The sequence below is a fragment of the Nocardia sp. NPDC055321 genome (genome assembly GCF_053645575.1).
In genome coordinates, this window is record NZ_JBSHMS010000010.1 from 152,501 (window position 1) to 166,054 (window position 13,554).

Sequence of the window (13,554 nt, forward strand, 5' to 3'; positions counted from 1 at the left end):
TGGCCGCGCCGACGGCCGTGGTTCGACGGGCAGAATGGTCGGCGTGCTCGATCTTCATACGCATCGTTTCGGCCCCGCGACGGGTCCGGTCGTGCTCGCCCTGCACGGTTTGACCGGCCACGGACGGCGCTGGGCGGCGCTCGCGCGCGAACAGCTGCCCGAGGTGCGGTTCCTCGCGCCCGACCTGCGCGGGCACGGGCGCTCGCCCGGTACGCCGCCGTGGGATTTCGAGACGATCGTCGCGGATCTGGCGCGGCTGCTGGCCGCCGAGTCCGAGGGGCCGGTGGTCGTGCTCGGGCATTCGTTCGGCGCGGCGGTGGGCGTGCACCTGGCACATCGGCATCCCGAGCTGGTGCGCGCGCTGGTGCTGCTGGACCCGGCGATCGCCCTGGATCCGGATTTCCTGCTGCGGATCGCGGAGTCCGTGCTGGAGAACCCCGACTACGCCGATGCCGAGCAGGCCCGCTTCGACAAGCTGGAGACCGCGTGGGGCGAACTGGACCCGCGGGTGCTCGACGCGGAACTGGCCGAGCACCTGGTGCCCACCGGCGCGGGCCGGGTGGGCTGGCGGCTGACCATGCCCGCGATCATCTCGTACTGGGGCCAACTGGCCCGGGACTTCGTGCTGCCGCCCGCGCACGTGCCGACCACGGTGGTGCGGGCGACGAAGGTGCACCCGCCCTTCGTGACCCCGGAGTTCGGCGCGGCGCTGCGCGAGCACCTGGGCGAGCGGCTCACGATGCTCGAGTTCGACTGCGACCACATGGTGGCGCAGGCCCGCCCCGAGCAGACCGCGGCGCTGGTCCGGGCGGCTCTAGCCGGTCCGCCCGCCTAGAGTCGGGACATGCCCACCTCCGACGCCGACATCGAACGGGTGCGCGCCCTCGTCGCGGCCGTTCCGCCCGGCCGGGTCGCCACCTACGGCGATATCGCGGCCGCGGCCGGACTGTCCACCCCGCGCACGGTCGGCTGGATCATGCGCACCGATTCCGCCGATCTGCCGTGGCATCGCATTCTGCGCGCAAATGGCACGCCCGCACCGCATTTGGCGCATAGGCAGTTGCGCGAACTCGCGGCCGAGGGCTGCCCGATGCTCGATGACCGCGTCGACTTGCGCCGGGCGCGTCACGTCTTCGAACCGCCTGTGACCGGGGCGAATCCACTCGACTGAGGCGCGGCGCGGGGCCGCTGCCCGGCCGCGGATACGCAGAACCCGCCACACGGAGTTCCCGACGACGGCTACCGTTGAAGCATGTCCACCCGGCTGGCGTGCGTGGTGTTCGATGCGATGGAGCCCCGAAGCGTGGCCCGCTTCTGGGCCGAACTGCTCAGTTGGGAGGTCACGGTGGAGCGGCCGGATTCGGTCGATGTCGCCGCGCCCGACCCGGACGGCCTGGACGTGGCCCTGACGTTCCTACCGGCCCAGCAGGCCAAGTCGGCGAAGAATCGCATCCATCTGGATCTGGCCAGCCGATCGCTCGATCATCAACGCGTACAGGTGGATAGGGCGCTCTCGCTCGGCGCCCGCCGGCTCGACATCGGCCAGGGCGCGGTGCCGTGGGTGGTGCTCGCCGATCCCGAGGGCAACGAGTTCTGTGTCCTCGAGCCGCGCGAGCACTACGTGGACACCGGTTCGGTGGCGGCGATCGTCGTCGATACCGAGAATCCGCTGCGGCTCGCCGAGTTCTGGTCGGCGGCGGCCGGGTGGCCCGTCACCCACGACAGTGATCGCTACGCCGGAATCCGTTCGGCTACCGGCCAGGGCCCGTGGCTGGAGTTCCTGCGCACGCCCGAGGCGCAGGGTGAACGCAGCCGTCTTCATCTGGATCTCATCGCTTTCCCCTCCGATGACCCCGTCGAAGAGGCCGCCCGCCTGCGGGCCGCGGGTGCGCTCCCGATCAGTCCGAGCACCCGGCTCGTCCCGCCCGCCGCGGCGCCGGTCACCATCCTGGCCGATCCGGAGACCAACGAATTCTGCTTGCTCCCAGCCGCTTCGGAATGATCACCGCGCCGGTGCGGCGATGCGCCGGCGCATATCCCGCTCGCGCGCGAATATTCGGTCAGGCGGCGCTGTAGCGACGGCGCTCGCGCGGGGAGAGCCCGCCCCAGATACCGAAACGCTGATCGTGGGCGAGCGCGTAATCCAGGCATTCGCGCCGCACCTCGCAGGCCGAGCACACCCGTTTGGCTTCCCGGGTGGATCCGCCTTTGTCCGGAAAGAAGGCCTCCGGATCGGTTTGTGTGCACAGCGCCTGCTGATGCCAGGACGCGGGCTCCAATTCCTGCGGGCGCGAGATCGATTCGAACATTGCGTCGAAATTGGTAAAGAGCATTTTCACGACGTCCACCCTCTTCGATAGTTTTTCCGCCAGGTGCCGAAGCGAAATCAGATGCGGCCCATCATGGAGCAATCCCCACCGCCGACCGCCGTCAAACGTGCCTGTTCGCCGCTGAGGAAGATGCGCCGCGCGTGCACCGCCGCCGGGGCCGATGACCAGGGCGCGAGCGCCGTGGTGAACATGAGCTCGCACCAGGACAGCGCGGGCACGTCGCCGCCGGACAGGGTGTTGAGCATCGAGAGCTCGCTGTCGCACTCGTTCCAGGCGGCGAAGAGCCAGCCGGCGTCGAGGCGCCCGAGAAACTCGTCGGCGTCCTCCGGCGGGCCCAGCGGCGTATCGACCGCGAGGTGTACGACCGCGGTGATCGCATGGCGCATTCGGGCGTCCAATCCGGTGCCGTCGTGCAGGAGCAAACCCTCGAGCGAATCGCGCAGTCCGGCCCCCTTATCGACGTGGAAGTCGTTATGGCGAGCAGCGGTGGTGACGTCGAACATTGTGATTTCCTCCCTTGGAATTGGCGCTTGTCCCAAAAGCGCCACGGCCTGATTTAAATGGCCGCACGCCGATGTTGTCCAGTTTTGGCGGCATCTGGGGCAAACCCCTAGCAGTACTGACACTGGCCAGTGTTGGTACCGGTCGGGAAGAGTACTGAAGGGTGCCTGGCACCGAGCGGGCAAACATTAGGCCCGGAACACTTCCTGCCTTTACGGTCTGACCATGCCTTATGTGCGATCAGGTTCAGCCACAGTTCATTTCGTTGCCAGCAACATCCCGGGTCCGGCGCTTCTGCTCACCCACGGTTTTCTCATGGACGAAACGATGTTCGAACCCATGCGCGAACCTCTGGCAGCGGCCGGAATCAATCTCGTGACCGTTGACGCCCGATGCCATGGGCGTACCCAGACACCCGAGGGCGAACCCTTCACCTATTGGGATATGGCCGCCGACGTCCTCGCCGTTCTCGATGAACTGGAAATCCGCAGAGCGGTAATCGGCGGAATGAGTCAGGGCGGATTCATCGCGATGCGCGCGGCGCTGCTGGCGCCGGAGCGGGTGCGCGGGCTCGCGCTGATGTCGACCGAGGGCGATGCCTGCACGCCGGCCGAGCTCGCCTTCTACCGCACCTTCTTCGAACGCTGGTGCGGCACAGAGCCGATGGCCCCGCTGGTCGCGGAGTTGGCGCCGCAGCTGATCGGCGGCTCCGATCCGCGCCAGTGGCGGGCCTGGACCAGCCGCTGGTACGCCGCGGACCGGCGGGCGATCGCGCCGGCCGCGGACTGCCTGATGCAGCGCCGTTCGGTGCTGCACCGGCTCGACGAGATCGGCGCGCCCGCCCTGGTCGTGCGCGGCAGCCACGACGGCACCAGCACCGCGCAGAAGTCGGAACTGCTCGCCGCCGGCCTGACCGGCGCCGACGGCGTGGTCACCATTCCGGGCGCGGGACACGGCGCGGTGTGGACCCATCCGGAAGTGGTGGCGCCGTTGCTGATTCGGCTGGTCCAGCGGGCACAGGCCGAGCAGCCGCCCATGAGACCGCGGGCCAATCCGTGGTTCACCGCTCGCGGCGCGGACGGCATGAATATCGCGCAGTAGGCGCACCGGACCACCCGGCCACGGCGCGCGCCGCGTCAATCCTCTTGCGACAGACTCCGCACGTGGCCGGGGTCGAGTATTTCGCCGGTGTCCGAGCACCAGGTCGGAATGCCGAGGAAGATTTGGATCTGGGTCGGATAGGCCGCGGAGAAGACGCTGAACAACTGCACCGCGATGGCCCGGCAACGGCCGGTCGCAGCGTCGTTCAGATGCATGATCGCCCGGGGCCTGCCGTAGGCGGCGATACCCTCGTCCCACATCTCGCGGAACAGGCCGAAGCGGCCGAGTTCGGCCAGGAAATCCACCGACCACGCGGTGTCACCGGAGCTGGCGATGAGTCCGCGCAGCCAGTGCACGGTGAGTCTGACCTCGTCCTCCCACTCCAGCATCACTTCGCGGGCGCGCTCGTTTCCCAGCAGCCAGCGCAGGATATTGACATCCTGTTCCAGTCCGGGGAACGCACGGGAGTAACTGGCGTTGCAGGCCAGCACATTCCATCGGGTATCGACGTACGCGGCGAGATTGGGTTCGTGCAGATCGAGTGCGCGGCGCATGTCGTCGGTGATTTCCGCGCGCAGTTGTTGCACCGTGGGGAATTCGCTCACGCCCAGACCGGCGAGATCGAGCAGATGCCGGCGTTCGACCGCGGAGAGCTGCTCTATTCGGTCCAGATAGCGGACGAGCGCGTCCACGACCTCGCGGGTGGGATGGCCGCGATCGCCCTTCTCCAAATGGCTGATGTAGCTGGCGCTGACCCCGGCGTTGAACGCGAGTCTTTCGCGCGATACCCCCCGTGCGTCGCGCAGCTTTCGCAGCAGCAGACCGAAGGTCGGGGGTTTCAGCTCTTCGAAGTCTCTAGGCGGTTTCACGCTCAACACCACGCCGTTCCCTCTCCACAAACATTCAGCAAACCAACCTTCATCGATCCGGTAACCACCCGGTTCCGGACAGCGGGACCCGCTGTAACGCCTGTCGTGAACTGTGACGAATCGCCAGGAACGCCGTCAGCTCTGGCCTCGGATACTGCCATATGCGATTGTGCAGAAGTTCAAAACATGATCATTTCTACTATGTGTCGCAGCACTTCGCATAACGATGAAGAGATGAGCAATTGCTTAGCAAGCGAGAGAATCGGGCGCGGCGCAGGCCGGGATCGCGGTCCGGAATCGACCGGCAACTACCATCTTCAACCATGATCATCCCCACCCCCGGCGGCCCCTCGTGACGACCGTCGACGCCATCGTGCTCGCCGGCGGCCGGGCCAGCCGGATGGGCGGTGTCGACAAGCCGGCTATCGTGGTCGGCGGCCGATCCATGCTGGATGCGGCCCTGCGAGCGGTCACGGCGTGCACCCGCGTCGTGGTGGTGGGACCGCATCGTCCCGAACTCGCGCCGGAGATTCTGCAGACCCAGGAGGTGCCCGCCGGAGCCGGTCCGGTGGCGGCCGTCGCGGCCGGGATCGGCGCCCTGGCCGGGTGCGAATTCCCGGCCGGATCGATCGTCGTGCTCGCCGCGGACATGCCATTTCTCACAGCGGCCGCGGTCGACGAACTCCTGCTGCACGCAAGGGAATCCGGTAGCGACGCGGTCTTCGCGGCCGACGCCGCGGGGCGCCCGCAATACCTGGTCGGCGTGTGGCGGCGCGCCGCGCTGCTGGCGGCACTGCGCGAGCTCGAATCGCCGGTCAACCGGCCGATGAAGGCGCTGGTGCCGGTCGACACCGTCACGGTCCAGCTGTCCGGCATCGAGGATTGCGACACCCCCGACGACGTCCAGCAGGCCCGGGCGGCCGCGGGCCGCGCCGCGACCCCACTGACCCTGGACGAGGCGCGGGACACCCTGCGCCGGAACATCTCCCGGCTGCCGGTGCGCGACGCCGTGATTCGCACGGCCAAGGGCGCGGCGCTGGCCGCGCCGATGCCCGCCGCCGGCGCGCTGCCCCGATTCGACGTCTCCGCCATGGACGGGTACGCGGTCAGCGGTGCGGGCCCCTGGCAGGTGCGCCGCGATATCGGTTTCGCGGGCGGGCAGCGTCCGGTGGGCCTGCTGGACGGCGAAGCGGTGCGCATCGCCACCGGCGCGCACGTTCCGGACGGAACCGGTTCGGTGGTGCGCGACGAATTCGTCACCCTGGGCCCGGACGGGCTGCTGCATCGCCTGCCGGACACCCCGATTCGCGACGACGTGCGCTATCGCGGCGAGGAATGGCAGCCCGGCGACGAGGTCGCGCCCGCGGGCGCGCCGGTCACCACCGCGCTGATCTCGGTGGCCGCCAGCGCCGAAGTGCACACGGTCGCCGTGCGCGGACCGGTACGGGCGCGAATCGTCATGACCGGGGACGAGATTCGCAGCGAGGGCCCGCTGCACGCCGGGCAGACCCGCGACTCCATCGGCCCGGTGCTGCCCGATCTGCTCGCCGCCTCCGGTGTCACCGTCGTGGACCGAGTTCATCTGCGCGACACCGCCAATGCCTTCGACGAGGTCTTCGACGCGGCGGTCGACTGCGACCTGCTGGTCATCGTGGGCGCGACCGGCGGCGGCGCGGCCGACCAGCTGCGGGCCGCGCTGGACCGGGCCCGGGCGCGCGTGCTGGTGAACCGGCTGCGGCTGCGCCCCGGCGGATCCACCGTGGTGGCCCAACTCGACACCGGCCCGGCCGTTCTCGGCCTGCCGGGCAACCCCTACGCCGCGGTGTCCACGCTGCTGGGGCTGATCTCGGCGCTGCGGGACGGGCTGACCGGCGCCACGCCCGCGCCCGCGTTCTCCGCGCCGCTGGCGAACGCCGCCGAAATAGCCGGGCCCGCACCGCGTATCGTGCCCGTCCGGCTGGGACCCGCCGGTGAGCTGATCGGTGACGTGCGCCTGCGCACCGCGCACCTGGCCAATCTGCTCGGCCGGGACGCGCTCGCGGTGGTGCCCGCCGACGCCGTGGACGGGCAAGCGGTGGAGTTCATTCCGCTGCCCCGCTGACGGATTCGGCCGCGTTCGACACGGGGCCACCGTCCCGCTGATTCGGGTGACGGTGGCCGGTTCGGGGCTCAGCCCGGCAGTCCGAGTACGGCGAGCAGGTGGCCCGGGTAGGCGCCGCTGTCCAGGCGGCCGGTCTGGGCGTACAGCCGGCGGCGCACGCCGGTGACCGGGTTGCGCAGGTGCAGCGACCAGACGTGCGGGGCGAAGGCCACCCCGCCCTCGGCCCAGACCTGGCGGAACTTCGGATACGCGCCGAGGTCGCGGATGAGATCGCTGAATCCGGCGACATTGCCCGAGCGGCCGATCAATCCGCGCAGCCAGCGCACCACCAGCCGGGCGTCGGCCTCCCAGTTCACCATGACCCGGGTGGCCAGTTCGTTGTTGAAGAACCAGTGCAGCATGTTGCCGTCGTCGACGAGCCCCGGAAACGCCTCGGCCCATCCCTCGTTCCAGGCGATGACGTTGGTGCGGCTGTCCATGAACGCCGCCGGACCCGGCCGATGCCCGGTGAGGATGCGGTGCAGGTCCGGGGTGAGGGCGGCGCGCAGCTGCTCGACGGTCGGGAACTCACCGGCGGGCAGCCCGGCCAGATCGGTGAGCTGGCGCCGGTCCGAGTCCGACAGTGGCTCCAGGCGATCCAGATACCTGGTGAGCGCCTGGACGACCTCGCGGGTCGGATTTCCGCGATCGCCCTTCTCCAAATGCGTTATGTAGCTGGCGCTCACACCGGCGTTGAAGGCCAGTCGCTCCCGCGACACTCCCCGATCATCACGCAATTTGCGGAGCAGATTCCCGAGCGTGGGGGCTTCCAGGGCGTCGTAATCACGTCCGCATGTCATATTGGCGACCACCGATCCTCCTTCATCAGCCGCCGGCAATCACCGCACCTCCCCGTTGAAGCGGGCCCCGCCGGAATTCACCCTGAAAGGGGATGTTTCCACAGTTCCGGACCGAATCGCGCACACGCGAGTTGCCCAATCTGTATCACCGAGCGCCCCCGCCGGTATCGGTGTGCGAACGCGTCCGCCCGATCATCGTGCCGCGCTGGAATTTCCGCCCATCGGACGCGTATTCCGGTGTCGTGGACGACCATTGCGTGCTGCCGCGCGAACACGCCGGGCCCCTCGTCCCCCACTATTGGGGGCTCGACGCGGTTATCCGTGAATGGCCTAATGAAACCATTTGGTCTGTATTGGAAAAGGGCCGGGCGGCCCTTCCCAACAGCGTGACTACGCGAAAGAACGGCGTAGCGCTCAGGCTCCGATCGCGAATGGCGCGGCGGCGGCAGGCGCGTCCTGCGGGCCGGACGAACGCGGGCGCGGCGTCGCCGCCGGCACCGCCGCCAGGAGTTCGCGGGTGTACTCCGCACCGGGCCGGCGAAACACCTGCTCGACCGGTCCGGTCTCGACGATGCCGCCCCGGCGCAGCACCACCACGCGGTCCGCGATCTGATTGACCACCGCCAGGTCGTGGCTGATGAACAGGCAGGCGAAGCCGTATTCGGCCCGCAGATCGGCGAACAGGTCCAGCACCTGCGCCTGCACCGACACATCGAGGGCGCTGGTCGGCTCGTCGGCGATGAGCAGGCGCGGCGCCAGGGCCAGCGCCCGCGCCAGGGCGACGCGCTGGCGCTGCCCGCCCGAAAGCTCGCCCGGGCGGCGGGTGGCGTAATCGCGGGGCAGGCGTACCGAATCCAGCAGATCACCCACTCGCGCGCGCAGCAGCGCGCCGGAGGCGGCGCGGTGCACGAGCAGGGGTTCGCCGATGGAATCCTCCAGTGTGCGGCGCGGATCCAGCGACGCGGTCACGTCCTGGTGCACCAGCGCGACGTTCTTGCGCAGCCCGCGCAACTCGCGGGCGGAGCGGCCGGTCAGCGAAACACCCTGCAGCACCACCTCCCCCGCCGTCGCGGGCACCAGTCCCAGCGCGGTGCGGCCGAGAGTGCTCTTGCCGGAACCGGATTCGCCGACCAGCCCGATCACCTCGCGGGGCGCCACCGTGAGCGAGACCCCGTCCAGCGCCCGGAAACGCTTGCGGCCGCGGCGATAGACGACGGTGAGATCGGCGACGCGCAGCACGGGTTCGGCCCGCTCGGCCGAGTCGCGGGCGTCCGCGGGCACGGCGACGGTGTCCGCCGGCGGCGCGGGCGATCGCGCCGGCCCGATCGCGATCGGCGATACGGCACCGGTCGCCGCGACCGGATCGGCTACCGGTTCGCCCGGCTCGACCGCCGCTGCCCGCTCCGGCAGCGCGGGCACCGCCGCGAGCAGGGTACGGGTGTACTCCTCGCGCGGATTCGCGAAAAGCTCGTGCACGTCCCGGGTTTCGACGACCTGCCCGGCACGCATGACGACCACGCGATCGGCGATGGCCGCGACCACGCCCAGATTGTGCGTGATGAACAGGATCGCGGTACCGGTGCGGCGCTGCAAAGCCCGCAGCAGATCCAGGATCTCGGCCTGCACGGTCACGTCCAGGGCGGTGGTGGGTTCGTCGGCGATGAGCAGGTCCGGTTCCCCGGACAGCGCCAGCGCGATGACCACGCGCTGCTTCTGACCGCCGGAGAGCTGGTGCGGATACCAGTCCACGCGCTTGTCCGGCTCGGGGATGTCGACCAGGGCGAGCAGCTCGATCGCGCGGGTCCTGGCTTCCGCCTTGCCGATCGATCGCCCGCCGGCCGCGCCCGCGGCGTGCGCGCGCAGCGCCTGGGCGATCTGGGTGCCGATCTTCTGCACCGGGTTCAGCGCGGTCTGCGGTTCCTGGAACACCATCGCGGCCCGGGTGCCGCGCAGCGCGCGCAGCTCCGAGTCGGGCGTGCCGATGATCTCGGTGTCGCCCAGCCGGATCGAGCCGGTCGCCCGGGCGCCCTCGGGCAGCAGCCCGAGCACCGCCCGCGCGGTCAGGGACTTGCCGGAGCCGGATTCGCCGACCAGCGCGACGGTTTCGCCGCGGTCCACGTGCACATGCACCCGGTCCACGACCACGCGCTCGCCGAACCGCACGGCGAGATCGCGGATCTCGAGCAGCGTGTTCGCGGTGGGACGTTGTTCGTTGTCGCTCATCCGATCCTCCGGGCGCGGCCCAATGCCTGGGCGATCAACAGGAATCCGAGGGTCAGGCCGGAGACCACGACGAGCGGGCCGACCGCGAACGCCGGATTGGCGTCGAGATTGTCGATGGACGCGGAGATGAGCGAGCCCAGCGAGGGCTCGGGCGGGCGGACGCCGATGCCGATGAAGCTCATGGCCCCCTCGATGAAGACCGCGATCGACAGCGACAGCGCCAGCTGCACCGAGACGGGCTCGATCACGTTGGGCAGCACGTGTTTGCGCAGCGTCCACCAGGTGCTCGCGCCGATCACCTCGGACGCCTCGACGTAGGGCTGCTCGCGCACGGCCAGGATGGCGGTGCGGATCTGCCTGCCGAAGATGGGGATCTCGGCGGCCACGATGACGATGATCACCGCGTGCGCGCCGGGTCCGGTGACCGCGGCCAGCGCGATGGCGAAGATGAGCGCCGGGAAGGCCAGTATCAGGTCGAAGACGCGCTGGGTGATGACATCCGCGACCGTGTTCACGCTGGCCAGCAGGCCCGCGAGCGCCCCGATGACCGCGCCGATCGGCACCGCGACCAGGGCGATGATCAGATCGATGCGGATGCCGTACAGCACCCGGGTGAAGATGTCGCGGTTGAGGTTGTCGGTGCCGAACCAGTGTTCGGAGCTGGGCCCGACCAGGTTCGCGCCCGGAATCTGTTCCAGCGGGCCGTAGTTCGTGAGCAGCCCGGCCGCGAGACCGGCGAGGGCGATGACGCCGACCAGCAGCACCCCGGCCAGGCCCTGCCCCCTGCGCAGGGCCCGCAGCAGCGGGCGCGCCGCATCCGGCCGGCGATCGGCGGTGCCGGTCGCGGGATCGAGGTCGCCCGAATCGGGTTCCGGCGCGGCGATTTTCGTGAGAGACGGTCCGGTCACGATCGGCCTCCGATGCGGATGCGGGGGTCGAGGTAGGCGTGCACGATGTCGGTGGTGAGCTGAATGGCCACGAAGACCGCCACAGAGAACAGCAGCAGCGCCTGCACCACCGGGTAGTCGCGGCGATTGATGCCCTGTTCGATGAGCTGGCCGATACCGGGCCAGGCGAAGGCGGCCTCCACCAGCACCGCGCCGCCCAGCAGCTGCCCGGTCTGGATGCCGAGCACGGTCAGCATGGTGGGCAGGGCGTTGCGCAGCGCGCCGCGGGTGACGATCTCGCGATGCGAGATGCCCAGGGCCCGTGCGGTCAGCACGTAGGGCTTGCGCAGTTCGGTGCGCAGCGACTCGGTGAGGAATCGGGTCAGGGCCGCGGTCACCGGCAGCGCCAGGCAGATTCCGGGCAGCAGCAGGTACTGCACGGCGATGTCGGGGTGGGCGATGAACCCGTCCGGGGGTACGCCGCCGGCGGGCAGGATCGGGATGGCGACCGCGAACACCAGCACCAGGAGCACGCCGGTGACGAAGACCGGCACCGCCACCGCGACCGTGTTGGCCGCGGCGACGAGGGCGTTGAGCCACTTGCGATCCCACAGCACCGAGGCGACGCTGACGGCCAGCGAGATGGTGACCGCCAGCAGCAGGGCGAACGCGGTGAGCACCAGGGTGTTGGTGAGCCCGCGCCCGACCAGATCGGCGATCTGCCCGCCGATGATGTAGGAGCGGCCGAGATCGCCGGTGAGCACATCGCTCACCCAGGTCAGGTATTGCGCCGGAATGGATTTGTCGAGCCCGAGCTGGCGGCGGATGGCCTCGATGGACTCCGGATCGGCGTCGGGCCCGGCCAGCGTGGTGGCCGGATCTCCGGGGACCAGGCGCAGCAGCAGGAAGATCAGCACCGACGCGCCGAAGAGCACCGCCACCGCCGACGGCACGCGGCGCAGCAGATACCCGGTCATGCGAGGAAGGTCTCGCGCAGATCGAGCTCGCGGCGCTTGGTCCAGTTGACCGCGTGCAGTTTCCGGGTGCTGGTGCCCTGCGGGTGGTGGACGCCGATCTCGATGAGGAACAGCGCCTCCAGCAGCTGATCGCTCAGTGCCTGGTACGCCTTGGTGGCCTCGGGGCCGGTGCCCTGCGGCAGCTTCCAGGCCGCGTCGGCCGCGGCGGTGTAGGCCGGGGACTCGAAACGCGAGGCGTTCTTGCGGGCGTTGAAGGGGTAGGCGCTGACGGTGAGCGTGGAGGGCACGAACTGCGCCCAGGAGTGATCGGTGATCCACAGGCCCGGGAACTGCGCGCCGATCAGCTGTTTGACGAAGGTGGCGTTGTCGATCGGCAGCAACTCGACCTCGACACCGACCTCGGCGAGGTTGGCCTGCACGATCTGCGCGGCGGCCTCGTACGCGGCGATGCCCGCGACGAAGGTCAGCGGCAGCTTCGGCGGCTTGGGCAGGCCGGACAGAATCTGCTTCGCCTTGGCCACGTCTCGCGCATAGCGCGTGTTGCGCCCGGCGTCGAAGGCCGGGGATCCCGTGGGCCACGGCACGTTCAGCGGGTAGCCCGCGCCGCGGTAGACCTCGGCGATGATGCGCTCGCGATCGAGCGCGTAGGCGATCACCTGGCGCAGCTTCACATCGGCGAGGGCGGGGTCGGAGACGTTCGCGCCCACGTACAGCTGCAGTTCGGCGCCCTCGTAGGCGATGACCTTGAATTCGTCGTTCTTGGCCAGGGTCTCGTTGTCGCGGTAGCTGATGGCGTCCGCGAAGTGGATCTGCCCGGACTTGAGCGCGTTGAGCTGCGCCTGGTTGTCGGCGATGACGGTGAACTCGACCCGGTCCAGGTACGGCCGCTCCGGGACGCGGTAGTCGGGGTTGCGCTCGAACACCAACTGCTGATTGGGGATTCGCGAGACGAAGCGGAACGGGCCGGTGCCGACGAGCTTCTCGCCGGTGGCGACCTGGTCGATGCTCTCGCTGTCCAGGATGGGCACGGTGTCGAGCAGGTCGAAGATGTTGCCCAGCGGATGGGCGAAGTTCAGCGTGATCCGGTACGGGTCGATGATGTCGAAGCCGGTGATGGCGGCGGCGGTGCTCTTGAGCTGCGCGGTCCACTTGGGATCGGCGTAGGTGCGCAGCGCGAACTCCACGTCCTTGGCGGTGAAGCCGCGGCCGCTGTGGAACTTCACGTCCTTGCGCAGGTCCAGGGTGATGGACTTACCGTCCGGGGCCAGCGCCCACTTCTCCGCCAGCAGCGGCTGCGGCTCCAGCTTGTCGTGCGGGTAGCGCACCAGCGATTCGTAGACCAGGCCGACCACGGCCGGGGTGGTGCCGGTGTTGGTGAGCAGGTTCGAGGGGATCAGGTCGAACTGCACGCCGTACTTCAGCGTGCCGCCGCGCACGGGCTCCGCGTTGTCGTCGCCGCCACCTTTGCTCTGGTTCACGGCCGAGGTGCAGGCCGCCAGCGCGCCGCCGCCGAAGATGGCGAGCGCGGCGATGCCGGAGTTACGCAGGAAATGACGGCGATCCAGTCCACGGGGGGACGTATTCATCTGAAGATCCTCGAGATATGAGCCGCTGGACAGGCGGCGGGGTGCGCTGAACACACCTGGGGGACTTGAGAAAACGGAGAATTACGCGCGGGGCCGGCGCGTCAGGCACAGTGCGGACAGCCCTGTGCCCGCGGGGACCG

General features: G+C 69.5%; 13 protein-coding genes. 5 read left to right on the forward strand and 8 right to left on the reverse strand.

The window, feature by feature from the left end; genetic code table 11:
• Positions 1 to 34 precede the first annotated feature (34 nt).
• From ACWIGI_RS18025 to ACWIGI_RS18035, 3 genes are all read left to right on the forward strand, one after another.
• The gene (locus tag ACWIGI_RS18025; RefSeq protein ID WP_454203528.1) at positions 35 to 835 is read left to right on the forward strand and encodes an alpha/beta fold hydrolase; all 801 of its coding nucleotides are present in this window, start codon (positions 35 to 37) and stop codon (positions 833 to 835) included.
• Positions 836 to 844: 9 nt separating this feature from the next.
• Positions 845 to 1,171, forward strand: a complete 327-nt coding sequence (locus ACWIGI_RS18030) for an MGMT family protein (RefSeq protein ID WP_454203529.1) — start codon at positions 845 to 847, stop codon at positions 1,169 to 1,171.
• An 81-nt stretch (positions 1,172 to 1,252) separates the two neighbouring features.
• Complete coding sequence (locus ACWIGI_RS18035) at positions 1,253 to 2,002, forward strand: VOC family protein (RefSeq protein ID WP_454203530.1); 750 nt, start codon at positions 1,253 to 1,255, stop codon at positions 2,000 to 2,002.
• Between the two features lie 58 nt (positions 2,003 to 2,060).
• On the opposite strand, the gene ACWIGI_RS18040 is transcribed toward ACWIGI_RS18035, so the two are convergent.
• Both ACWIGI_RS18040 and ACWIGI_RS18045 read right to left on the reverse strand, forming a co-directional pair.
• Positions 2,061 to 2,309, reverse strand: a complete 249-nt coding sequence (locus tag ACWIGI_RS18040) for a WhiB family transcriptional regulator (RefSeq protein ID WP_454203531.1) — start codon at positions 2,307 to 2,309, stop codon at positions 2,061 to 2,063.
• Between the two features lie 77 nt (positions 2,310 to 2,386).
• The gene (locus ACWIGI_RS18045; protein WP_454203532.1) at positions 2,387 to 2,833 is read right to left on the reverse strand and encodes a hypothetical protein; all 447 of its coding nucleotides are present in this window, start codon (positions 2,831 to 2,833) and stop codon (positions 2,387 to 2,389) included.
• Between the two features lie 223 nt (positions 2,834 to 3,056).
• On the opposite strand from ACWIGI_RS18045, the gene ACWIGI_RS18050 reads away from it, so the two are divergent.
• Positions 3,057 to 3,932, forward strand: a complete 876-nt coding sequence (locus tag ACWIGI_RS18050; RefSeq protein ID WP_454203533.1) for an alpha/beta fold hydrolase — start codon at positions 3,057 to 3,059, stop codon at positions 3,930 to 3,932.
• A 35-nt stretch (positions 3,933 to 3,967) separates the two neighbouring features.
• Here the strand turns inward: ACWIGI_RS18050 and ACWIGI_RS18055 are convergent, their stop codons facing one another.
• Complete coding sequence (locus ACWIGI_RS18055; protein ID WP_454203534.1) at positions 3,968 to 4,801, reverse strand: helix-turn-helix transcriptional regulator; 834 nt, start codon at positions 4,799 to 4,801, stop codon at positions 3,968 to 3,970.
• Positions 4,802 to 5,153: 352 nt separating this feature from the next.
• Between ACWIGI_RS18055 and ACWIGI_RS18060 the strand changes: the two genes are divergently transcribed.
• Entirely contained in the window at positions 5,154 to 6,902 is a 1,749-nt protein-coding gene (locus tag ACWIGI_RS18060; protein ID WP_454203535.1) for an NTP transferase domain-containing protein, read from the forward strand.
• A gap of 68 nt (positions 6,903 to 6,970) precedes the next feature.
• Here ACWIGI_RS18060 and ACWIGI_RS18065 read toward each other — a convergent pair whose 3' ends face one another.
• The 5 genes from ACWIGI_RS18065 to ACWIGI_RS18085 form a co-directional block, all read right to left on the reverse strand.
• Positions 6,971 to 7,753 (reverse strand): helix-turn-helix domain-containing protein, encoded by a 783-nt coding sequence (locus tag ACWIGI_RS18065; RefSeq protein ID WP_454203536.1) that lies wholly within the window; start codon positions 7,751 to 7,753, stop codon positions 6,971 to 6,973.
• A 402-nt stretch (positions 7,754 to 8,155) separates the two neighbouring features.
• Entirely contained in the window at positions 8,156 to 9,964 is a 1,809-nt protein-coding gene (locus ACWIGI_RS18070; protein WP_454203537.1) for a dipeptide ABC transporter ATP-binding protein, read from the reverse strand.
• Positions 9,961 to 10,872, reverse strand: coding sequence for an ABC transporter permease (locus ACWIGI_RS18075; RefSeq protein WP_454203538.1), 912 nt, complete (start codon positions 10,870 to 10,872; stop codon positions 9,961 to 9,963). Before ACWIGI_RS18075 ends, ACWIGI_RS18070 begins: the two co-directional genes overlap by 4 nt.
• Positions 10,869 to 11,828: an ABC transporter permease gene (locus ACWIGI_RS18080; protein ID WP_454203539.1), complete on the reverse strand. Its 960-nt coding sequence runs from the start codon at positions 11,826 to 11,828 to the stop codon at positions 10,869 to 10,871. Before ACWIGI_RS18080 ends, ACWIGI_RS18075 begins: the two co-directional genes overlap by 4 nt.
• Complete coding sequence (locus ACWIGI_RS18085) at positions 11,825 to 13,414, reverse strand: ABC transporter substrate-binding protein (protein ID WP_454203540.1); 1,590 nt, start codon at positions 13,412 to 13,414, stop codon at positions 11,825 to 11,827. Before ACWIGI_RS18085 ends, ACWIGI_RS18080 begins: the two co-directional genes overlap by 4 nt.
• Between the last annotated feature and the right edge of the window lie 140 nt (positions 13,415 to 13,554).